Raw genomic sequence first — 20629 nt, forward strand, 5'->3', positions numbered from 1 at the left:
CGAAATCCGCGGTTCAGTCGTCGAAGTGAGTCTTGGAACCCGCCGTCGAGGTCGTGGTCCCCAGAGCTCTCAGGGTCGCGTGGTCGTTGGCGGCGATCCGCCCGTCCGGGAGGACGTTCAACTGCAGTCCGGAGTCATACGCATACGGAATGGTGACGTCCAACTGCACAGCGGGGCGCGCGTAGTTGAGCGTGAAGGGTTGCATGGTCTCTCCCTGATTAGGCTTTCACGTCCTTATACGAATCGAACGGGTGATTGGTTTCCTCACGCTGAGTAACCATGGGCCGGAGGGGCGCCGGAAGGGCCCCGGACGAGGGGACGACAGAAGGCTGTCGCACTGCGGTGCGGGCCAGGCGGAGCGCCCGCACTGGCACATGACGCCGATCGGGGCCGTGGCGTTGCGCGGCCGCGGATCTGCCGGGTCGTCAGGTGAGCGACAGTGCGCTCCGGGCCGCCGTCAGGGCCTGTTCGGCGTACCCGCGTCCGAACAGCACCGCGTGCACCAGCAGCGGGAACAGCTGGTGCACGCCCACCCGTTCGCGCCAGCCGGCCGCGAGCGGTGCCGCAGCCTGGTACCCGTCGAGCACCCTGTCCAGATGCGGGCAGCCGAACAGCCGGAGCATCGCCAGGTCGGTCTCCCGGTGTCCGCCGTGCGCGGCCGGGTCGATGAGCCGGACCTCGCCGTCGGCACCCCACAGCACATTGCCGTTCCACAGGTCCCCGTGCAGCCGGGCGGGCGGCTCGGCGGGTCCCGCCAGGTCCGGCAGGAGCGCGCAGACCCGCTCGAACACGGCCGCCTCGTCCGGGCGGAGCGTGCCGCGGTCGACCGCGGCACGCACATACGGCAGCACGCGGTGCTCGGCGTACCAGCGGGGCCAGTCGGGGCCCGGCGCGTTGCGCATGGGGGCGAGGCCGATGTACGCGTCCACGGGGCCGCCCGGCGGTGGCGCCCCGAAATCCGCAGCACCCGCGGCGTGCAGGGCGGCCAGGGTCTGGCCGAAACGCAGCGCCGCCCCGGGATCCGCCCGTCCGGTCGCCACCCACTCGGTCACCATCCAGCGCTCGTCGTGGCCGAGTACCGCCGGCACCCGTACCGCGCCCGCGGCGGCCAGCCAACGCAGTCCCGCCACCTCGGCGCGTACGGCTCCGGGAGCGTCACTGCGCTTGACCATCACCGGTGTCCCACCGTCCAGCGTCACCTCGGCCGGAGACCCGGAGGCCGCCCGTGCGCCGGTTGCCGGGCGTCCGGTGAGCCGGGACGCCGCCTGTGCCGGATCCTCGTGATCCTCGTCTCGGTTGACCACGGCTCCAGCGTACGGCCACCAACGGAGGTCGGCCGTAGGGGACTTCGACCGTTACTACGACTGCTTTCAGCCAAACCTAGGCGGTAACTACCCGTGCTGATTCCGTACGGCTAGCGTGAGGGCGCCGCGTTGCTACACCAGGGGCACAGGGCCCCGCCGGGACTTGCGCGCGGCGGAGGATTTCCCCTTTGACCACAGCATCCGTGCTGATGGCCGACGTCTTCGAAGTCCAGCCGTACACCTCCCACTGCGAAGTCATCCTGGGCGAGGGCGCGCACGCCGTGATCGGTGTGTCCCCGGGCAACAGCTACTTCTCCGCCCGCCGCCTGCACGACCTCGCCCGCTGGGGGCTGGACCACTTCGACAAGGTCGACTTCGTCTACACCGACCTGTACGTCGCCGAGATGTACGAGGCGTCCGGCTATCCACCGGACGAGGCCCGGCGCAAGGCGGTGAAGAACCTGCGCGGCGTGCGCGCCAAGGTCCGTGACGCGGTGTCGGCGGCCGACCCGGAGGGGCTGCGGCTGGACTGGCACCCGATGTCGGAGTTCCGCACCAACCCCGCCTATCAGGAGATCCACCGGCACCTCACGGCGCGCCTGGCCTCCGACGGAGCCTTCCGGGCCGTCTGCGACGCCCTGGTGAATCGTTTCCTCAGTGCGCGTGGCGAGGAACCGACCGAGCGGCAGCGCGCCGTGTGCCTGGAGTACGTGTGCGCCGAGGCCCCGCTCTTCCTGGACACCCCCGCCATCCTCAAGGTGCCCTCCTCGCTCAACTGCTACCACCAACTGCTGCCGATGGCCGAGCTGTTGTACTCCCGCGGCGCCGGCCTGCGCGCCTCCCGCAACCAGGGCCACGCCATCGTCACCCCCGCCGCCGCCCTGGAAGGAACCGCCGCATGACCACCGCCCCCGGCATCCGCACCGACCACCCGCTCCTGCTCGACTTCCCGTTCTCCTGGGACGGCACCCGGGTTCCCGCCGAGGTCGAGCAGCTGCGCGCCGCCACCCCCGTACGGCGCGTGCGGACCATCGCCGGCGACGAGGCCTGGCTGGTGTCGTCGTACGACCTGTGCGCGCAGGTCCTGAAGGACGACCGGTTCTCCCTGAAGGACACCTCCGCCCCCGGCGTGCCCCGGCAGTACGCGCTCACGATCCCGCCCGAGGTCGTGAACAACATGGGCAACATCACCGGCGCCGGGCTGCGCCGGGCGGTACTGAAGGCGCTCAACCCGAAGTCGCCCGGCCTGATGGAGTGGCTGCGCGGGGAGGCGCACCGCCTGGTGGACCAGCTGCTGGCCGACGGCCCGACGGCCGACCTGCGCAGCGCGTTCTGCGAGCCGTACTCGGCGGGCATGCACTGCCGCATCCTCGGCATCCCGCAGACCGAGGCCCCGGCCTTCCTGCGCAGCCTCGACATCGCCTTCATGAACTCGCCGTGCCCGATCACCGGTGCGAAGATCAACTGGGACCGGGACATCGCCCGGATGGCGGCTCTGCTCGACGACCCGGCGACCCACGGCCTGATGGGCGAACTCGCCGCCCTGCGCGAGGACCCGGACTACGCCCACCTCACCGACGAGATGCTGGCCACGGTCGGTGTCACCATGTTCGGCGCCGGTGTGATCTCCACCTCCGGCTTCCTCGCGATGGCGCTGGTCTACCTGCTCACCCACCCCATCGCCCGCGATCTCCTGCGGGACCGCCCTGACCTGATCGCGCCCGGCGTGGAGGAACTGCTCCGGGTCAACCTCTCCATCGGCGACGCCCTGCCCCGCCTCGCCCTGGAGGACGTCCGGCTCGGCGACGTCGACATACACGAGGGCGAACTCGTCCTGGTCCTGGTGGAGGGCGCCAACCTCGACCCCGCGAAGTTCCCCGACCCGCACCGCTTCGACGTCCACCGCGACAACACCGCCGACCACCTCTCCTTCGGCGGCGGCGCCCACTACTGCCCGGCGACCGCCCTCGGCCGCGCGCACGCCCGGATCGCCCTGGAGGTCCTCCTCGACCGGCTCCCGGACCTCGCGCTCGCCGTACCTCCGGGCCAGCTGGTGTGGCGCACCGGCTTCATGAAGCGCATCCCCGAGCGGCTGCCGGTCACCTGGTAGCCGCCGACACCCCGCCGTCCGTACGGACGCCCCCCGGCCCGGCGTCCCGGGCGGGGGCGCCGCCGGGCCGTGCCGGGGCCGGGCCGGCGATGGCACCGGAGCGCCGCTGCCGCGGCGGCCACCGCAAGGTCCCGGGGGTGCTGGGGGGCGCCCCCCACCGGGGAAGGCACCTCGCACGCGGGCGGTCTGACGAGGCGCGACTCCCGGGGCCCGACCCGCGGGCCGACGGCACACAAGCCCGCGGATCCCTCCGGATCGGCCGGGGGCGGTCGGGGGTCGTCGGTGGGTTGTGGTGCCGATGTCGGTCTCTGAGGGACTGGCCGAAGAGGGTCGGCGGCGGCCGGTGTGTGAGGTCTCGGGGTTCGTGGAAGGGTGGTCTGGTGCTTGGTCGGTGGTGACTTCGGGCGTGTTTCGGGGGATGCCTCTGGGCCGGTCGGGGGCGGTCGGTGGGTTGTGGTGCCGATGTCGGTCTCTGAGGGACTGGCCGAAGAGGGTCGGCGGCGGCCGGTGTATGAGGTCTCGGGGTTCGCGGAAGGGTGGTCTGGTGCTTGGTCGGTGGTGACTTCGGGCGTGTTTCGGGGGATGCCTCCGGGTCGGTCGGGGGCGGTCGGTGGGTTGTGGTGCCGATGTCGGTCTCTGGGGGATCGACCGGAAGGCGCTCGGCGGCCGATGGGGCGTGCCCCGGGGGCTTCCGGCGCGGCTCCCCGGGTAATCCCTCAGGGGCCGACGGGCTGTGGCCCCCGGGGCAGTCCCACCGGATTGCCCGGGTGCAGCAGGCCCGAGTCCTCGACCGTGCGGGAGAGCGGCTCCAGCAGACGGGCCAGGCGGGCGGTGCGATCGGCGCCGAGCGCGGTCCACGGGCCTTCGGCCGCCGCGTCCGTCAGCGCCTCCACCTCCGCGCGTACGGCCGCACCGGCCGGGGTGAGCGACCCGTCGGCCGCGAGCAGGCCCTGCTCCCGCAGCCGTACCCCGGCCGCGTCCCAGTCCGCCTGCTCCCACTTGCGCGACTCCCGCAGCAGCGCCCCGTCGGACTCGCCGGCCGCCGCCTTGAGCAGCATCGCCTCGACCGGCCCGAGCCCCTGGCTCACCAGCACCGCCACATGCGAGTCGCCCCGGTGCTCGCGCAGCGTCGTCAGTCCCTGCCACAGTCGCGTGGTGGGACGGTCCGGGCGCTCCAGCGCCTGGTTGGCGGCGGCCAGCACCCGGCCCGTGGTGTCCGCAGCCGTGGCGGCCTCCCAGGCGAGGTCGGCGGCTTCGGCGAAGTCGGCCGAGGCGACGGTGTCCCGTCCGAACAGGCCGGTCATCGCCGCGTCCAGGGCATCGAGGCGCGCGGCCAGCACGTCGGCGGGAGCCGCGTACGCCCAGGCGTCCGGCAGGGCGCGGGTCACCCGGGCGGGGTGGAAGACGTAGAAACAGCTGGTCACGACGGACGGGGGGACCGCGCCCAGCGGTGCAGCCCGCAGCGCGACGTACCCCATCCAGTAGCCGCGCATCCCGAGCGCGTCCGCCGCCGCGCGCACCTCCGGCGCGAAGTACACGAGATCGTGCACCGGCTCGTACCGCTCCCACAGGGCCCGCGCCATCGCGTCCGCCACCGCTTCCTCCCACCGCGTCGACCTGCCGTGCTGCCGTGTCGGCACCAGCCTGCGCTATGACGCCGGTCATAACAAGGGGGACTCACCCGCGCAGGGACCGGACGCACGACTTCGGGGACGCATGTGCGGGGGATCCGGCGGCCGTCCGGGTGCCTCTGCCCCTACGGCTGCGCCCCGATCGGCAGGCCTACGAGCGGGGCTGCCGGGTGGGGGAGGGCGGCGTGTACAACGCCCGGCCGGGTAAGAGCGGCGCGACGCGCCGGGTGATTCCCCCGGATGGAGGGGTCGCGGGGGCGGATCGATGGGGCAGACGGGTGGCACAGTGACCCGGCTGGGTGGCTCGGATGGTGGGAGCGTGCGCCCTCACTGACGGTGGTTCATGTCGAGGCCGGGTCCATCCAGCTGATGAGGTATCCGCTAACCGGCCACGGCGGAAGGACATCGCTATGCGTTCTGCCCGCATGCTTTTGGCCACAGCGGCAGTCACCGCCGCTCTAGCCTTCGCAACACCCACTGCAGCCTTCGCCGTCCCTGCGAGTGACGACGGAGGCCGTGACGGCTCCTCCTACAGCCAGGACCACGGCCGGGGTTCCGGCGACGACCACGGCCGCGACGACGACTCGGGTCGCGGCCACGACAATGATCGCGGCGGCGACCGCGAGAAGGGACGCGGACACGACGGGCCGCGCGGTGGAATCCACACGGGTGGCGGAGCGCTCGCCGCCGTTCGAGGGGACGACCGGGGCTCCGACGACGAACACGGTTCCGGCGACGAGCACGGTTCCGACGAGGACCACGGCGGCGACCAAGGCCGCGGCGACGACCACGGCGACGACCACGGTTCCGGCGACGACCGCGGTGGCGGCCACGACAAGGGCCGCCGTCACGGCGGGCCGCACGGTGGCGTGCACACCGGTGGCGGGGCCCTCGCCGCGGTGCGCGGCGACGACGAGCACGGCTCCGACGACGAGCACGGTTCCGACGAGGACCACGGCGGTGGCGACGACCACGGCGACGACCACGGTGGTGACCGGGGTGGTGACCGGGGTGGTGACCGGGGTGGCGACCGGGGTGGCGACCGGGGTGGCGACCACGGTGGTGACCGGGGCAAGGGCCGCGGTCGCGGTGGGCCGCACGGTGGCGTGCACACCGGTGGTGGGGCCCTCGCCGCGGTGCGCGGCGACGACTGGGGCTCGGGCTCGGGTCGTGACGACGAGCACGGCTCCGGCGACGACCACGGCGGCGACCAAGGCCGTGGCGACGAGCACGGCGACGACCACGGTGGTGACCGGGGCAAGGGCCGCGGTCACGGCGAGCCGCACGGCGGTATGCACACCGGCGGCGGCGCGCTCGCCACTCCCACCGTCACCGCGGGCGGTCTCGCGGTGCTGGCCGCAGGCGCCGGCGGCATGTACCTGCTGCGCCGCAAGAAGGCCGGCGAGTCGGCGTCCTGATCCGACGACTGGTTCCAGAGGCTGCGGCCGCCGCCGACGCGTCCGGCGCGTCGGCGGCCCGCACCCGCGGCGGGCGGACCCTTGCGTTCCCCCGCACGTACGTTCCCCCGTCCCCTGCGCGCCGGGCCACCCGCGCCGGCGCCCCTGTCCTGATCCCCGTGCTGCCGTGCCCGAGTGAGGTGGTGTCCGATGGCAGCAGATCCCTCCTCCCCGACCCCCACGGAACCGGCTGACGGGCGGAATTCCGGCCGTGGCGGTCGGCTGACCCTGTGGGGCGTGGCGATCCTCCTCGTCGCCGTCAGCGTGTTCGGCGGTCACCACACCTCGGACGGCACCACGCCGCAGGCGTCCCGTGCCGGGGGTGCGAGCGCTACCGTGCCGTCCGCCCCGAGCGCCATCGCGCAGCCCGACGCGAGCGGCACCGGGCGACCGGATGCGAGCGCCACCGCCGAGGACGATCCGGACGAGGCCGGCACGGAGCTGCCCCGGTCCACACCGACCCGCCTGGTCATCCCGAAGATCTCCGTGGACACCCCGTTCACCACCCTGGCCATCGGCGCCTCGGGCCGGCTCGAGCCGCCACCGGCCGACGACACCAACCTGGTCGGCTGGTACGCCAAGGGCGCCGCGCCCGGGGAGAAGGGCACCGCGATCATCGCCGGGCATGTCGACACGACGACCTCGGCGGCCGTCTTCGCCAACCTCGACGAGCTGAAGCACGGCGACCGCTTCACCGTGGAGCGCGCCGACGGACGCGACGCCGACTTCGTCGTGGACGCCGCCGAGACCTTCGCCAAGGACGACTTCCCCAGCAAGCGCGTCTACGCCGACGCCCAGCGCCCGGAGGTCCGGCTGATCACCTGCGCGGGGGCCTACGACCACTCGGCGAAGGACTACACCGACAACCTGGTGGTCTTCGCCCACCTGGTGTGAGCCGGACCGTACGCGTCAGGCGGCGCCGTCCCCCAAGGGGCCGCCCGGCGTGAACGCCAGCGCCGCGAACCGTTCGCCGATGCGGCGGTGCGCGGCGTCGTCCGGGTGGAGGCCGTCGGGCAGCGGCAGGTCGCCGAAGTCGGCCTCGCCGTACAGTTCACGGCCGTCGAGGTAGTGCAGATGCGGGTCCTCGGCCGACCGCTCGCGCACGATCCGGGACAGTTCCTCCCGGACGACACCCAGGGTGAGTTTCCCGCTCGCCTTCTCCGCCGGGTCGCCGCCCGCCCGGAACCGCAGCCGTCCTTCGCCCGGGGCGTCGAGGTCCGGGACGGTCGGGCCCGGCGTGTCCTCGTGCATGGGGCACAGGATCGGCGACACGACGAGCAGCGGGGTGTCGGGGTGCCCGTCGCGGATGGTGTCGAGGAAGCCATGGACGGCCGGACCGAACGCGCGCAGCCGCATCAGGTCGGCGTTGACCACGTTGATGCCGAGCTTGAGGCTGATCAGGTCGGCGGGCGTGTCGCGCAGGGCGCGCGCGGTGAACGGGTCGAGCAGGGCGCTGCCGCCCAGACCCAGATTGATCAGCTCCACCCCGCCGAGGGACGCGGCGAGCGCCGGCCAGGTGCTGGTCGGGCTCGTGGCGTCCGTGCCGTGGCTGATGGAACTGCCGTGGTGCAGCCACACCTTGCCGTCCCCGTCCGTCACGGCCTCGACGGGTGCGTCGGTGCGCAGGGCGATCAGTTCGGTGGTCTCGTTGTGCGGAAGCCAGATCTCCACGACCTTGACGGCGTCGGGCAGCCCGGCGAAGCGCACGGTGCCGGCCTCGCCCGGCCGCCGCTCCGAGGTGCCGGCGGATATGTCGATGGTGAGCGTGTTGCCGCCGGCGACGCTGCCGCGGCCGGCCGGACGTCCGTCCACGAGCAGGTCGTACACGCCGTCCGGGCGGGGCGGTGCGCCGACGTAGACCCGCTTGGTCGGCAGGGTGTCCAGCTCGATCGTGGTCGCGCGGGTCCGGAAGACGAGCCGTACGCCGGAGGGCTGGGACTCCACCATGGCCAGCTGCGGGTCGGCGCACTGCGCGCGGGCGCGGGCGGGCAACCGGTGCGGCAGCAGTCCGTGGGCGGTGCGTTCCAGATCGAGGGCGCCGCGCAGGAGTTCGGGGGTGAGCGGGGTGGTGTGCATGGTGTCGGCCTGCGTTTCGGAGGGGGTCAGGAGGGGTTGGGCCAGTCGCGCAGCAGGGAGTCGAGGGCGTCCAGGATCCGCGTCCAGGACTCCTGGGAGTCGGGGGCACTGTGGCTGAATCCGCCGGCCGACTCCAGGCTGACGTAGCCGTGGAAGACACTGCCGAGGAGACGGACCGCGTGGGTCTGCTCGGGTTCGGCCAGGTCGTAGCCGCGCAGGACCGCCCGGGTCATCTGCGCGTGCCGGCCGCCCGCGCTCGCGGCCGCCGCCTCGGGGTCCAGCGGGTACCGGGTCGCCGCGTAGCGGCCGGGGTGTGCGCGGGCGTAGTCGCGGTAGACGTCGGCGAACGCGGTGAGGGCGTCCTTGCCGGCCCGGCCGGCGAGCGCGTCGGCGGCACGGTCGGCCAGCTCCTCCAGCGCCAGCAGCGCGATCCGGGTCTTGAGGTCCTGGGAGTTCTTCAGATGCGAGTAGAGGCTCGCGACCTTGACGTCGAACCGCCGGGCCAGCGCGGACACGGTGACCTGGTCGAAGCCGACCTCGTCGGCGAGTTCCGCGCCCGCACGGACCAGGCGCTCGGTCGTCAGACCCGCACGAACCATCATCTATCTCCGATCTGCCATAACAAATTATGGAGCTTCCTAAGCCCTATAGGCAAGTGAAGTAGTGATGTAGGCATCGGAGGGGCTGCCGGAGACGGTCAGGCGGGAGGCGCTTTCCGCGCTGCTGGTTCCCCCGCCGGTCGTTGCGACCGGCCTGGTGTCTGTACCGGCCGCCACGTCGCGCAAGACTCCCGCCAAGGGCGATGCGCTCGGCGGCCTGTCGCGAGCCCGAATCGGGGCGACCGGCGCTGGCCCATACCCACTTTTTTGTGCGTACTTGGCAGCCGCCACCCGGCCGGGGGAGGCTGTTCGGCGAGGTCAGGGGCTATGGCGCCGGTGCGAGAGGAGGTGACGGCGGTGGTGTGTCAGGACGCTGCCCCGCGTTCGCGCAGCCGCTCCAGGCGGCGGTGTCCCCAGTCGGACACGGGGCCCAGCGCCTCGGACAGGTCGCGGCCGAAACCGGTGAGCGTGTACACCGTCTTCGGCGGCAGCACGTCGTACACCTCCCGGTGCACCAGGCCGTCCTCCTCCATCTCGCGCAGCGCCTGAGTCAGCACCTTCTCGCTCAACCCCGGCAGCCGGCGCCGCAGTTCGGCGGGCCGGTGCGGGCCGGACTCCAGCAGCCACAGCAGGGACGTCTTCCACTTGCCGTCGATCACGGCGATCGCGGCGGTCACTCCGCAGACGTTCGGATCCTGGGCGCGGCTGCGTGTCATCGGTGTCCAATTCTCCAACCCATCAGGCCGTAAGGCCACATAACCCATCAGGCCGTAAGGCCGCATACCTTGATATGTACGGGAGTTGAAACATGTCCACGTCCACGCATCTTCCCGCCGTCACCGTGCTCGGTCTCGGCCCGATGGGCCGCTCGCTGGCCGGCGCGTTCCTGCGGGCGGGGCTGCGGACCACGGTCTGGAACCGCACCCCGGGCAAGGACCGGGAACTGGTCGAACAGGGGGTGACCGGCGCCGCGTCTGCCGAGGAGGCCGTCGCCGCCGCCGACCTGACCGTGATCTGCGTGGTGAACTACGACGCGGTCGACGCCCTCCTGCGGTCCGAGCCCGTCACCACAGCCCTCAAGGGCCGCACCGTCGTGAACCTGACCGCCGACACCCCGGCCCGGGCCCGGGAGACGGCGGACTGGGCGGCCGCCCACGGCATCCGCTACCTGGACGGCGCGATCATGACCCCGGCCCCCAGCATCGGTACCTCCCAGGCCGTTTTCCTGCACAGCGGACCGCGCGCCCTGTACGAGGAGCACCGGCCCGTTCTGGAGGCACTGGGCGGCACGCACACCCACCTCGGTGCGGAGATCGGCCGCGCGGCCACCTTCGACATCGCGCTGCTCGACCTGTTCTGGACGGCGATGGCGGGCTACGCGCACGCCGTGGCGATCGCCCGGGCGGAGGGCGTCACCGCCGGGGAACTCGCCCCCTTCGCGCAGGGCATCGGCGCGATCCTGCCGCCGCTCTTCGCCGAGTTCGCGCAGGACGCCGACGACGGCACCTACTCCGGCGCGATCAATCCGCTCACCTCGGCCGCCTCGACCATGGCCCATGTCATCGACGTCTCCGAGGCCCACGGCATCGACGCGGGCGTGATGCGCGCCGTGGAAGGCATGGCCCGGCGCACCATCGGCCTCGGCCATGGCACGGACGGCTTCATCCGGGTCGCGGAGGTGCTGGGCCGCCACTGAACCGGACCGGTCTGCCCGGAAGCCGGGCCCGAGGTCGGCGGACCTGCGACTTGTGCCCGGCGCGGCACAATGCGACGCTTCGGTCCGCCGGTCGCGACCACGGTCGGCGACGGCTGTGAGCACCGGTTTTCCCGGGGAGGCGGATGCGTCCCGGGGAGGGCCGGCCGGGGACGGGAACGGGGAGGGGCGCGATGGAGCTGGAGCTGCGGCACCTGCGGGTGTTGTGCGCGATCGCCGACGCCGGCAGCGTGGGCCGCGCGGCGACACAGCTCGGCTACTCGCAGCCCGCCGTGAGCACCCAGCTGCGGCGCATCGAGCGTCACCTCGGCGAGCCGCTCTTCGAGCGCGGCACGAGCGGGGTGCGGCCGACCCGGTACGGCGCCGAGGTCGTCGCCCAGGCCCGCGACGTGCTGGCCCGCGCCGACGCCATCGGCCATCGCCCGGCCGCCGCGCGGGCCCGCCGTACCCTGCGCGTGGCGGCGACCAACTCGCCGATGCTGTCCGGCACGGTCTCCCGCGTCCGCACCCGGCTGCCCGAACTGTCCCTGGCGGTCACCAGCGTCTACGCCTCCTCGCGGATCGTGGAGCTGCTGGAGGAGGGCGCGGTGGACGCGGCCATCGCCGCCGACTACCCGGGAATGGAGCTGAGCCACTCCGGCGCGGTGCGGCATCGCGGGATCGTCACCGAGCCGACGTTCGTCGCCCTGCCCTCCCGGCACCGGCTGCGCCAGTGCGCCCAGGTCCAGCTCGCGGACCTCGCCGAGGACGCGTGGTTCGTGACCCCGGACGACGGTGCCGGCTGGCCCGGTGTGTTCTACGACGCCTGTGCGGCGGCCGGGTTCACACCGGTCACCGTCCATGAATTCCTCGGCGACCAGACCCAGTTGCAGAGCATGATCGCCGACGGCCTCGGGGTGTCCCTGGTGCAGCCGACGCTGCGACCGATTCCGCACGTCGTGGTCAAGCCGCTGGTCGGCTCCCCCCTGTGGTGCCGTTATGTGCTGGCCTGGCGTCCCGACACCGTCACCGACGAGGTGGTGGAGGCGCTCTCCCACTCCGCCACGGCCGCCTACCGCGACCTCGTCGCCCAGGCACCCCACCTGCGCGCCTGGGCCTCGCGGACGTGGAGCGTCGGGGCCTAGCCGCGAGGACTGTCGTGAGATCGCCGCCCTTGCGGCGTGTCAAAGGCGTGCCGTGATGTTATGAGCGGTCAGTGGCATGTGCTATGTCACACGGCATTGTTGAGGCGGACGGCCCGCTGAGACAGTGCCTCACACGCCTCAACACCCCACAGAGGCGCATCCTTTCGTGGAGGAATCCAGATGCGCTATCGCCTCGCGCTGCCCAGACGCATACCCGGCCGTACGCTCCCCCGTACGGCCGGACGCATGGCCGGCACCGCGGTCGTCTGCGTCACGGTGGCCGGACTGCTGTCCACCCCGGCCCTGGCGGCACCCCAGCAGCCGCACATCCGTGCTGCCACCGCCCCCCGGCAACACGCGTCCAAGCCGTCGCCGGCCGCTGCGACCACCGCCGTCACCGAGCGCGCCGCGAGCCAGGCCCGGCGGATCAGCCCGGCCCAACTCCCGCCTCTGCAGCCGCTGTCGGCCCGCCCGGACCGAAAGGCGGCCAAGGCGCCCTCCTGCACTCCGGCCGACTTCGGCAGCCGTACCGGCTCCGCACTCGTGACCTTCGTGAAGGCCTCGTCGACGGACTGCGTCAACACCCTCTTCTCGGTGACCGGCAAGGACGCGCACGATGTCTTCCGCCAGGCCCAGATGCTCAGCGTCGCGGCCGGGTACACCCGTACGGCCGGGCAGTACCGCGGCGACAACTCCGGCGGCCTGGAGCAACTGGTCCTCTTCCTGCGGGCCGGCTACTACGTGCAGTTCAACCACCCGGGGGACGTGGGTACGTACAGCTCCCGCCTCACCACGGCCGTCACGGCCGGCCTGGACGCCTTCTTCGCCCGGGCCCACTCGCGTGATGTGACGGCGGCGAACGGCGACATCCTCGGCGAGACCGTCATCCTCACCGACAGTGCCGACCAGCAGGGCCGCTATCTGTCCGTCTACGGGCGGCTGCTGAACGACTACGACAGCTCCTACGACTCCGTCGACAGCATGGTCAGGGCCGTCAACGACGTCTACACGCCGCTGTGGCGCGGCAACTGGAACCCCGACTACGTCAAGGCGGTCGAGGCCGATCCGCGCATCATCGACACCCTGCACGACTTCGCCCTCGCCAACACCGACCTGCTCGGCACGGACCGCGCGTTCCTGGACTCCAACGCGGGCATGAACCTCGCCCGTTACGTCGAGCATCCCGAACTGCAGGACACGGTCCGCCCGTTGACCAAGGAACTGCTGGACGCCACCGCGATCACCGGCCCCACGGCCGGGCTCTGGGTCGCCGTGGCCACGCAGGCGAACTCCTACGACAGCGCCGACTGCGCCTACTACGACGTCTGCGACCTGCCCGCCAAGCTGACCAAGGCCGTCCTGCCGGTCCGCCACCAGTGCGACGGCAGCGTCAGCATCCTCGCCCAGTCGCTGACCGACGCCGACCTCGACGCCGCCTGCGCCAGCGTGCTGGGCCAGAGCGCCTACTTCCGCGGTCTGGTGAAGGCAGACGGATCGGTACCCGGCCAGTACGTGTCCACCATCCAGCTCGTCGTCTTCGCCAGCCGGGCCGACTACCAGACCTACGCCGGCCCGATCTACGGCATCAGCACCGACAACGGCGGCATGACCCTGGACGGCGACCCGTCCGACCCGGCCAACCACGTCACGTCGATCATGTACCAGAAGAACTACGACGACGGTTTCACGGCCCGGATCTGGAACCTCAACCACGAGTACACGCACTTCCTGGACGGCCGCGACGACATGAAGGGCGACTTCTCGCAGGAGACGTCCGTGCCGGACGTGTGGTGGATCGAGGGCGTGGCCGAGTACGTGTCCTACAGCTACCGCGGGATCGCCGACGACCAGGCGGTCCAGGAGGCCGGCAAGCACACGTACAAGCTGAGCACGCTGTTCGAGAACACCTATGCCAACAGCGATGTGATCCGTACCTACCCGTGGGGCTACCTCGCCGTGCGCTACATGGCCGAGAACCACCCCGACGACCTCCAGCGCATGCTCGCCCGCTTCCGCGTCGGTGACTACGCCGGCGGATACGCCGTCTACCACGACGGCATCGGCACCCGCTACGACGCCGACTTCGACCAGTGGCTCACCGCGTGTGCCGCGGGCGCCTGCGCCAAGCCCGCCAGGGCCTGACCGCGCGCCCCAGCAGGACGGCCGCCGACCGGGAACCCCGGTCGGCGGCCGTACACGTATCGGCGAAGGGGATCAGACCGCCGTCGCCGGGTACGTCGGGTACTCCACGCCCGACACATGCTGGACGACGCGGACGACCTGGCAGGAGTAGCCGAACTCGTTGTCGTACCAGAGGTAGAGGATCGCGTTGTCGCCGTCGACCTTGAGGGCGCCGGCGTCCACGATCGAGGCGTGGCGCGAGCCGATGAAGTCGCTGGAGACCGCGTCGGGCGCCGTGATGAAGTCGATCTGGCGCTTGAGCGGCGAGGTCAGCGACACCTCGCGCAGATAGTCGTGGACCTCCTCGCGGGAGGCCTCGCGGGCCAGCTGCAGGTTGAGAATCGCGATAGAAACGTCCGGCACCGGGACGCGGATCGAGCTGCCGCTGATCTTCGCCTTGAGGTCCGGCAGGGCCTTGGCGACGGCGGAGGCGGCGCCGGTCTCGGTGATCACCATGTTGAGCGGCGCGGAGCGGCCACGGCGCTCGGACTTGTGGTAGTTGTCCAGCAGGTTCTGGTCGTTGGTGAACGAGTGGACGGTCTCCACGTGACCGCGCAGCACGCCGTACTCGTCGTCCATCGCCTTCAGCGGCGGGACGATCGCGTTGGTGGTGCAGGAGGCGCAGGACAGGATCTGCTCGTCCGGCTTGATGGTGTCGTGGTTGACGCCGTGCACGATGTTCGGGACGTCGCCCTTGCCCGGCGCGGTCAGCACGACCTTCTCGATGCCGGGGCGCAGGTGCTTGGACAGGCCCTCGCGGTCGCGCCACTTGCCGGTGTTGTCGATGAGGATGGCGTCCCGGATGCCGTACTCGGTGTAGTCCACGTGCGACGGGTCGTCGGCGTAGATCACCTTGATCTCGTTGCCGTTGGCGACGATCGTGCTGCTGTCCTCGTCGACCGTGATCGTGCCCTGGAACTGGCCGTGGATGGAGTCGCGGCGCAGCAGCGAGGCGCGCTTGACGAGGTCCTCGGCGGCCCGGCCGCCGCCGCCGCGCACCACGATGGCGCGCAGCATGAGCCCGTTGCCGGAGCCGGACTTCTCGATCAGCAGGCGGGCGACGAGCCGGCCGATGCGGCCGAAGCCGTACAGGACGACGTCGCGCGGCTCACGGCGCTCGATCTTGTTGGCGCCCGTGGCGCCGGCTACGGCCTCGGCGGTGAACTCCGCCACGCTCAGGCCACGCTCGTCGGCCTTGTAGGTGGTGGCCAGCATGCCGAGGTCGATCTGGGAGGGCCCGAGGTCGAGGGTGGTCAGGGCCTCGAGGAAGGGCATGGTCTCGGTGACCGACAGCTCCGCACCGTCGATCTGCCGGGCGAAGCGGTGCGTCTTGAGGATGCTGACCACCGACTTGTTCACCAAGGAGCGGCTGTGCAGCAGGACGGTCACGTCCCGCTCGCGGTGCAGCTTCCCGATGAGCGGGATCATCGACTCCGCGATCTCCTCGCGGATCTTCCAGTTGGTGAACGAGTCGTCGTTGACAGTCACGGATCCATCTTTCGAGCTAGGCAGCGCTCATATGGTAACCGCACCCCTCGCGTACTCCGTTCGGGGGTGGCGGAGCAGGGCTGTGGACAGCGGAGTAAGGGTTTTGCACCCATTCCTTGACTGATTCCTGAATCAGGGTGGAAGTGTGTAAGAAACCCGAGTCGCGGATTGCACGTCTAACCTGGCGTGCCCAAGGTCAAGAGAGTGAGCACCTCCTCAGTACCGCGGCCCGAGTCGGCCGCCGCCCCGTCCCGTCCCGTCCGTCCCCCGACCCTGCCCTGGATCGCCCGGCGCAGGATGCCCGAAGGGGCGCTCCCGGCCCTCGCCCTGTTCGCGGCCGTCCGGTTCGCCGGGATCCTCGTGGTGATCCTCGCGAACGGTGTCCGAGGTCATCCTCTGGTCAAGAGCCTGGCCCACTCCTGGGACTCCCGCTGGTATCTGCACATCGCCGCCCATGGCTACGGCGACAAGATCTGGATCAGCCCGCAGGGCGCCGTGCAGACCGACTGGGCGTTCTTCCCGCTGTATCCGGGGCTCATCAGGGCGCTGAGCACCATCCTGCCGTTCACCCCGGGGCAGGCCGCGCTGCTGATCTCCTGGATCGCCGCGGGCGTGGCGGCGTACGGTGTGTACGTCATCGGACACCACCTTTACGGCCGCGGGGTCGCCACCGCGCTGGTCGCCCTGTGGGCCGCCATGCCGCACTCGGTGGAACTGACCATCGCCTACACCGAGTCGCTGTTCGCCGCGCTGGCCATCTGGTCCCTGTACTGCGTGCTCAAGCGCCGCTGGCTGTGGGCCGGCGTCCTGGCCGCGCTGGCGGGCCTGTCCCGGCCCAGTGGTTTCGCGATCGCGCTGGCCGTCTCCCTCGCCGCCGGCTACGAGGCGCTACGGCAGCGCGGCCGGGTCCCGGTGAGCCTGTGGGCCGGTGCCGTCCTGGCCCCGCTGGGCTGGCTCGGCTATGTGCTGTGGGTGGGCACCCAGACCGGAGACCTGCTCGGCGGGTACTTCAAGGTGCAGAGTGCCTGGGACTCCCGCTTCGACTTCGGGCTCGGCTCGGCGCGCTTCGTGAAAGCCCTGCTGCTGCACGGCGGCGGCGCGGTCTATCCGGTGGCCCTGGTGATCGTGGCGGTCGGCGTGCTGCTGTTCGCGCTGCTGTGCCTGGAACGCGCACCGCTGGTCCTCGTAGTCTTCGCCGGGGTCCTGGTCCTCCTCGTGGTCGGCGGTTCCGGCTCCTTCTCCTCCAAGCCGCGCTTCCTGCTGCCCGCCTTCCCGCTCCTCATCCCCATGGCCCGGGCACTGGTGAGAACCTGGCGGGTCCGGCCGGCCCACGCCGTGGTCGTCTACAGCGGCCTCACCGCCGCGTCCCTGTTGTTCGGCGCCTATGTGACGGCGGTGGCCCACTCACCGCTGTGAGCCGTCACCGGCTCGGCAAGCGGCGGGCTGCCGGAGGCCCACGGGGCCACCAGCAGGGCGCTGATCCAGACCGGCGAGCGGTGGCCGAACCCGCCGCCGATCGCGGCGCCGCCCAGGACCGGACCGAGGGCGGCGCCGACGTTCGGCGCCGACGTCGCGAACGCGCCCGCGAGGGGCGGCGCGGTAGATGCCTCGTCCGAGCCCAGGCCCGCACCGGGATGAGCGCGAGGGTGGCCACGATGTCACCGGGGGCCAGGGCGGGCAGCGGCCGGCCGGTAAGCGGCGCGACCCCGCCCGCCGCCCGCACCGGCAGGGGCCGCCGGTGCGCCCACGTCACCCCCGGCGAGCGCGCCGAAGCCGAAGAGCGACGGCACCACCGGCACCCGGCCGGCGCCGAGCCCGGCCACGTCCGTGGCCGGTGGCGCGAGGTGGTTGAAGGGGCGGAATGGCGGCGCCGTTGACGAGCGCGGCGAGAGGGCGTCACCGGCAGCCGGGGCTTGCCCCGGCACCCGCAGTTCCGCGCGTACGCCGCTGCCGGGGACGTGGGACTCGATCCGGCCGCCCGGCACCGACCGGGCCATCGCGGCCAGGGCGGGCGCGGACAGCAGGGGCCACCGCCGGGAACGCCGAGCGCCGGCCGGGAGCCTGCCAAGCGCGGCATCTGCGGGCACGCCCACCACACAGGCGAGTGTGGCGAAGTCGCAGGTGCGCGTGCCGACGACATGGACGCGGGCGGCGAGAACGCGGACCCGTGACGGTGACGACCGATGAGTGCGGTGGTTCACGACAGGTGAGTGATGCGGGAAACGGACCTCCAGCCGAGCGGCGCCACCGGACCACCGCAGGGTGTTGTGCGAAAGCCGTGAATCGGGGTAGGCGGGGGGACGCCCGAGGAAAGGATCGTCATGACGACCTTCGTGATCAGCGTTCCCGGCACCTTCACCGCCGACATCGGGACGGATACCCGTACCCGCCTGGCAACGGCGCTCAGGCCCGCCGATCCACACGGCACCCGGATGGGAAGCGCCGAAGGCCTGGACGTGCTCAGCGTCAACGAGGACAACACCTTCACCCTCCGCCTGAGCGTCGAGGCGGACACCCGCCGGCATGCCGAGGAGGAGGCCCGGCGGCTCGCCGACTCGGCCCTGCGGGACGCGGGACTGGACGAGCGGAGCGCGCCGCTGGGGCCCGCCGTGATCACCGGGATCGACTCCGAGGTGCGCTGACCGGGAGTCGTACCACGGCCCGCTCATGGGGCGAGATCATCCGGTTTAGGTAAAATCTAGACGTTTGCCGAAAATTCAGGCGGCCGGTCATCGAAGGCCACCGCCCCGCCGGAAGTGATCGATGCCCCGCAAGCGCTCCATGGACGACGGCGACGAGCTGCTGGCCAGGCTCGGCTCGCTCACCGCCCAGGCGCGCGAGCGCGCGGAGCTGCAGCGCACCCAGGTCGAGCTGGCCATCGCCCTGCAGCGCGGCATGCTGCCCCGGGACCTGCCCACCGCTCCCGGCCTGCACCTCGCCGTCCGCTACACACCGGCCAACCTCGGCCTCAACGTGGGCGGCGACTGGTACGACGCGTTCGACCTGCCCGACGGCCGGATCGGGCTGTCCATCGGCGACGTCCAGGGGCACAACATCGAGGCCGCCGCCTTCATGGGCCAGGTGCGGGCCGGGCTGCGCGCTCTGGCCTCCGTGACCGGCGAACCGGGCGAACTCCTCGCCCGCACCAACGAGCTGCTGCTCTCGCTGGGTACCGAGCTGTTCGCCACCTGCACCTTCATGCGCCTCGACCCGGCCACGGGAGTGCTGGAGAGCGCACGGGCCGGCCACATTCCGTTCGTGTGGGCCACGGCGGACGGCAAGTCCGGCGTCGTCGACGACGAGGGAGGGCCGCCGCTCGGCATCGAGAAGGGCATGGAGTTCCCGGTGAGCCGACACCGGCTCACCACCGGCGGCGTGTTCGTCCTGCTCACCGACGGCGTGGTGGAGGGCCCCTCGCTGAACATCGAGCACGGCCTGGACCAGGTGGTACGCCTCGCCGGTATCGCCGCCGTCGCCGGCCTGGAGGCCCAGGCGCTGGCCGCCGCCGTGATCAAGGGCGCGGAGAGCGTCGGCCACGAGGACGACGCGGCCGTCCTCGTCGTCGGACTGGACGGCCCCGGAAGCCGGCCGTGACGGTCACCGTGCGAACGGATGCGGACCCGGCGCCGAGACGCCCGGCAGGCCATGACCGAAGCGGATCCGAGCCCATCCCCGATCTCCCCGGCCGGCCACGGCGCATGCGGCCCGGGATTCAGCCATAGGGCCGGACCGCACCGGCTCTCGCCTCGCCGAGCCGAGGCCGTCGGTGTGAGATTGCTGCTGTGGTGGGTATCGAGGATCTGCGCCGGCCGGGCGGTTACGCCGTCCAGGTACTGGCCGTCGCGGCCTGCTACTACGGCTCGGCCCGCCTCGGACTCCTGCGCCGGCTCTCCGTCGAGGGCGCCGTCGTCACCCCCATCTGGCCGCCGACCGGCGTCGCCGTCGCCGCCCTGCTGATCCTCGGCCTGCGCGTCTGGCCCGGCATCACCATCGGCGCCCTGTTCGCCGTGATGTCCCTCACCACCCCGCGCCTCGATGTGCTCGGCACCCTCGCCGGCCAGACCGGCGCGCCGGTGTGTGCGGCGCTCCTGCTGCGCCGGGCCCGCTTCCACCTCGACCTCGGCCGGCTGAGGGACGGCGTCGCCCTGGTGTTCCTGGGCGCGCTGACCGCCATGCTGATCAGCTCGACGGTCGGCGTGGGCCTCCTCGTCGTCACGGACAAGCTGGACGCACACAGCTTCTGGCCGGTCTGGCTGGCCTGGTGGGTCGGCGACGCCATGGGGGTCCTGCTCGTCACCCCGCTGCTGCTGTTGCTGCACGGAGCGCGCTGGCCGCCGTCCCCGGCCCGCTGGAAGGAGGCGACCGCACTGGCCGTGGCCGCCTGCTGTCTCGTGCCCGTGTCCGTCTACAACTCGATCAGCGTGCTCTTCCTCGTCTACCCGCTCCTCATCTGGGCCGCCCTGCGCTTCCAGCTCGTGGGCAGCATGCTGTGCGCGCTGCTGACATCCGTGGTGGCCGCCGTCGCCGCGACGGACGGCGCCGGGGCGTTCGCGGGGCTGACCCGGATCGAGATCATGGCCAAGCTCCAGGCGTTCAACGGCTCGATGGCCCTGACCGCGCTCCTGCTGTCCGCCCTGATCACCGAGCAGCGCAACACCCGGCGCTCGGTGGAGAAGGCCTGCCAGGAACTGGTCGAGGTACTGGAACACCTCACCGCCGGCGAGGCCCCGCCGCCCCGGCCACCGGCAGGCGTCGAGGACACCGACGACGGGACCAGGCGCAACCGGAGCCTGTGAGCTCCGCGGGATGGCGCGTCTCCGTCCGGGCGGCTGGGCGCAGAGGGACACGGAAGCGCGGCTCCGGGTGCCAGGGTGGTTGCCCGCGCCGCCACCTCGCGGCGTGTCGAACGGCCGGTCCGGGGCACCGGGAGACGATGGGCGGAGCC

Annotated in this window: 20 protein-coding genes; 11 read left to right on the forward strand and 9 right to left on the reverse strand. The window is 72.0% G+C overall.

All coding sequences use genetic code 11. From position 1 onward, the window contains the following. Positions 1–13: 13 nt before the first annotated feature. Both tgmA and BFF78_RS39730 read right to left on the reverse strand, forming a co-directional pair. Complete coding sequence (gene tgmA, locus BFF78_RS39725; RefSeq protein WP_069782888.1) at positions 14–205, reverse strand: putative ATP-grasp-modified RiPP; 192 nt, start codon at positions 203–205, stop codon at positions 14–16. A 220-nt stretch (positions 206–425) separates the two neighbouring features. Then, complete coding sequence (locus tag BFF78_RS39730; protein ID WP_069782889.1) at positions 426–1304, reverse strand: fructosamine kinase family protein; 879 nt, start codon at positions 1302–1304, stop codon at positions 426–428. Positions 1305–1492: 188 nt separating this feature from the next. On the opposite strand from BFF78_RS39730, the gene BFF78_RS39735 reads away from it, so the two are divergent. Together BFF78_RS39735 and BFF78_RS39740 are read left to right on the forward strand one after the other, a co-directional pair. Further along, entirely contained in the window at positions 1493–2206 is a 714-nt protein-coding gene (locus BFF78_RS39735; RefSeq protein ID WP_227026047.1) for a cyclodityrosine synthase, read from the forward strand. Continuing rightward, entirely contained in the window at positions 2203–3414 is a 1212-nt protein-coding gene (locus BFF78_RS39740) for a cytochrome P450 (protein ID WP_069782890.1), read from the forward strand. Before BFF78_RS39735 ends, BFF78_RS39740 begins: the two co-directional genes overlap by 4 nt. 716 nt (positions 3415–4130) lie before the next feature. Here BFF78_RS39740 and BFF78_RS39745 read toward each other — a convergent pair. Together BFF78_RS39745 and BFF78_RS48760 are read right to left on the reverse strand one after the other, a co-directional pair. Further along, positions 4131–5054, reverse strand: a complete 924-nt coding sequence (locus tag BFF78_RS39745) for an SCO6745 family protein (RefSeq protein ID WP_227026048.1) — start codon at positions 5052–5054, stop codon at positions 4131–4133. Between the two features lie 449 nt (positions 5055–5503). Continuing rightward, entirely contained in the window at positions 5504–6145 is a 642-nt protein-coding gene (locus tag BFF78_RS48760; RefSeq protein WP_227026049.1) for a hypothetical protein, read from the reverse strand. A gap of 6 nt (positions 6146–6151) precedes the next feature. On the opposite strand from BFF78_RS48760, the gene BFF78_RS48765 reads away from it, so the two are divergent. Beyond that, complete coding sequence (locus BFF78_RS48765; protein WP_227026050.1) at positions 6152–6463, forward strand: hypothetical protein; 312 nt, start codon at positions 6152–6154, stop codon at positions 6461–6463. Between the two features lie 189 nt (positions 6464–6652). After that, positions 6653–7396, forward strand: a complete 744-nt coding sequence (locus BFF78_RS39755) for a class F sortase (protein WP_069782893.1) — start codon at positions 6653–6655, stop codon at positions 7394–7396. Between the two features lie 15 nt (positions 7397–7411). Here BFF78_RS39755 and BFF78_RS39760 read toward each other — a convergent pair whose 3' ends face one another. The 3 genes from BFF78_RS39760 to BFF78_RS39770 all read right to left on the reverse strand — a co-directional run bounded on the left by BFF78_RS39760 (position 7412) and on the right by BFF78_RS39770 (position 9893). Then, entirely contained in the window at positions 7412–8578 is a 1167-nt protein-coding gene (locus BFF78_RS39760) for a GDSL-type esterase/lipase family protein (protein WP_069782894.1), read from the reverse strand. Between the two features lie 26 nt (positions 8579–8604). Then, a complete protein-coding gene (locus tag BFF78_RS39765; protein ID WP_193433698.1) occupies positions 8605–9177 on the reverse strand; it encodes a TetR/AcrR family transcriptional regulator in 573 nt (190 codons plus the stop codon). Positions 9178–9542: 365 nt separating this feature from the next. Beyond that, positions 9543–9893, reverse strand: a complete 351-nt coding sequence (locus BFF78_RS39770) for a winged helix-turn-helix transcriptional regulator (RefSeq protein ID WP_069782896.1) — start codon at positions 9891–9893, stop codon at positions 9543–9545. Between the two features lie 92 nt (positions 9894–9985). Here BFF78_RS39770 and BFF78_RS39775 point away from each other — a divergent pair, with 92 nt between their 5' ends. The 3 genes from BFF78_RS39775 (at position 9986) to BFF78_RS39785 (ending at position 14157) form a co-directional block, all read left to right on the forward strand. Next, complete coding sequence (locus BFF78_RS39775) at positions 9986–10873, forward strand: NAD(P)-dependent oxidoreductase (protein WP_069782897.1); 888 nt, start codon at positions 9986–9988, stop codon at positions 10871–10873. 191 nt (positions 10874–11064) lie between these two features. Beyond that, positions 11065–12015, forward strand: coding sequence for a LysR family transcriptional regulator (locus tag BFF78_RS39780; protein WP_069782898.1), 951 nt, complete (start codon positions 11065–11067; stop codon positions 12013–12015). Positions 12016–12195: 180 nt separating this feature from the next. Beyond that, on the forward strand, positions 12196–14157 hold the full coding sequence (locus tag BFF78_RS39785) for a collagenase (protein WP_069782899.1): 1962 nt from the start codon (positions 12196–12198) through the stop codon (positions 14155–14157). A 72-nt stretch (positions 14158–14229) separates the two neighbouring features. Here the strand turns inward: BFF78_RS39785 and BFF78_RS39790 are convergent, their stop codons facing one another. Beyond that, on the reverse strand, positions 14230–15684 hold the full coding sequence (locus BFF78_RS39790; RefSeq protein WP_069782900.1) for a glyceraldehyde-3-phosphate dehydrogenase: 1455 nt from the start codon (positions 15682–15684) through the stop codon (positions 14230–14232). 204 nt (positions 15685–15888) lie between these two features. On the opposite strand from BFF78_RS39790, the gene BFF78_RS39795 reads away from it, so the two are divergent. After that, positions 15889–17100, forward strand: coding sequence for a glycosyltransferase family 39 protein (locus BFF78_RS39795; protein WP_227026051.1), 1212 nt, complete (start codon positions 15889–15891; stop codon positions 17098–17100). 242 nt (positions 17101–17342) lie between these two features. On the opposite strand, the gene BFF78_RS39800 is transcribed toward BFF78_RS39795, so the two are convergent. Next, positions 17343–17885: a hypothetical protein gene (locus BFF78_RS39800; RefSeq protein WP_069782902.1), complete on the reverse strand. Its 543-nt coding sequence runs from the start codon at positions 17883–17885 to the stop codon at positions 17343–17345. 120 nt (positions 17886–18005) lie between these two features. On the opposite strand from BFF78_RS39800, the gene BFF78_RS39805 reads away from it, so the two are divergent. From BFF78_RS39805 to BFF78_RS39815, 3 genes are all read left to right on the forward strand, one after another. Beyond that, positions 18006–18326, forward strand: coding sequence for a hypothetical protein (locus BFF78_RS39805; protein ID WP_069782903.1), 321 nt, complete (start codon positions 18006–18008; stop codon positions 18324–18326). A 121-nt stretch (positions 18327–18447) separates the two neighbouring features. Beyond that, entirely contained in the window at positions 18448–19278 is an 831-nt protein-coding gene (locus BFF78_RS39810; protein ID WP_069782904.1) for a PP2C family protein-serine/threonine phosphatase, read from the forward strand. Between the two features lie 188 nt (positions 19279–19466). Further along, positions 19467–20480, forward strand: coding sequence for an MASE1 domain-containing protein (locus tag BFF78_RS39815; RefSeq protein ID WP_069782905.1), 1014 nt, complete (start codon positions 19467–19469; stop codon positions 20478–20480). Positions 20481–20629 lie beyond the last annotated feature (149 nt).

The sequence above is a fragment of the Streptomyces fodineus genome (genome assembly GCF_001735805.1).
Lineage (GTDB): Bacteria > Actinomycetota > Actinomycetes > Streptomycetales > Streptomycetaceae > Streptomyces > Streptomyces fodineus.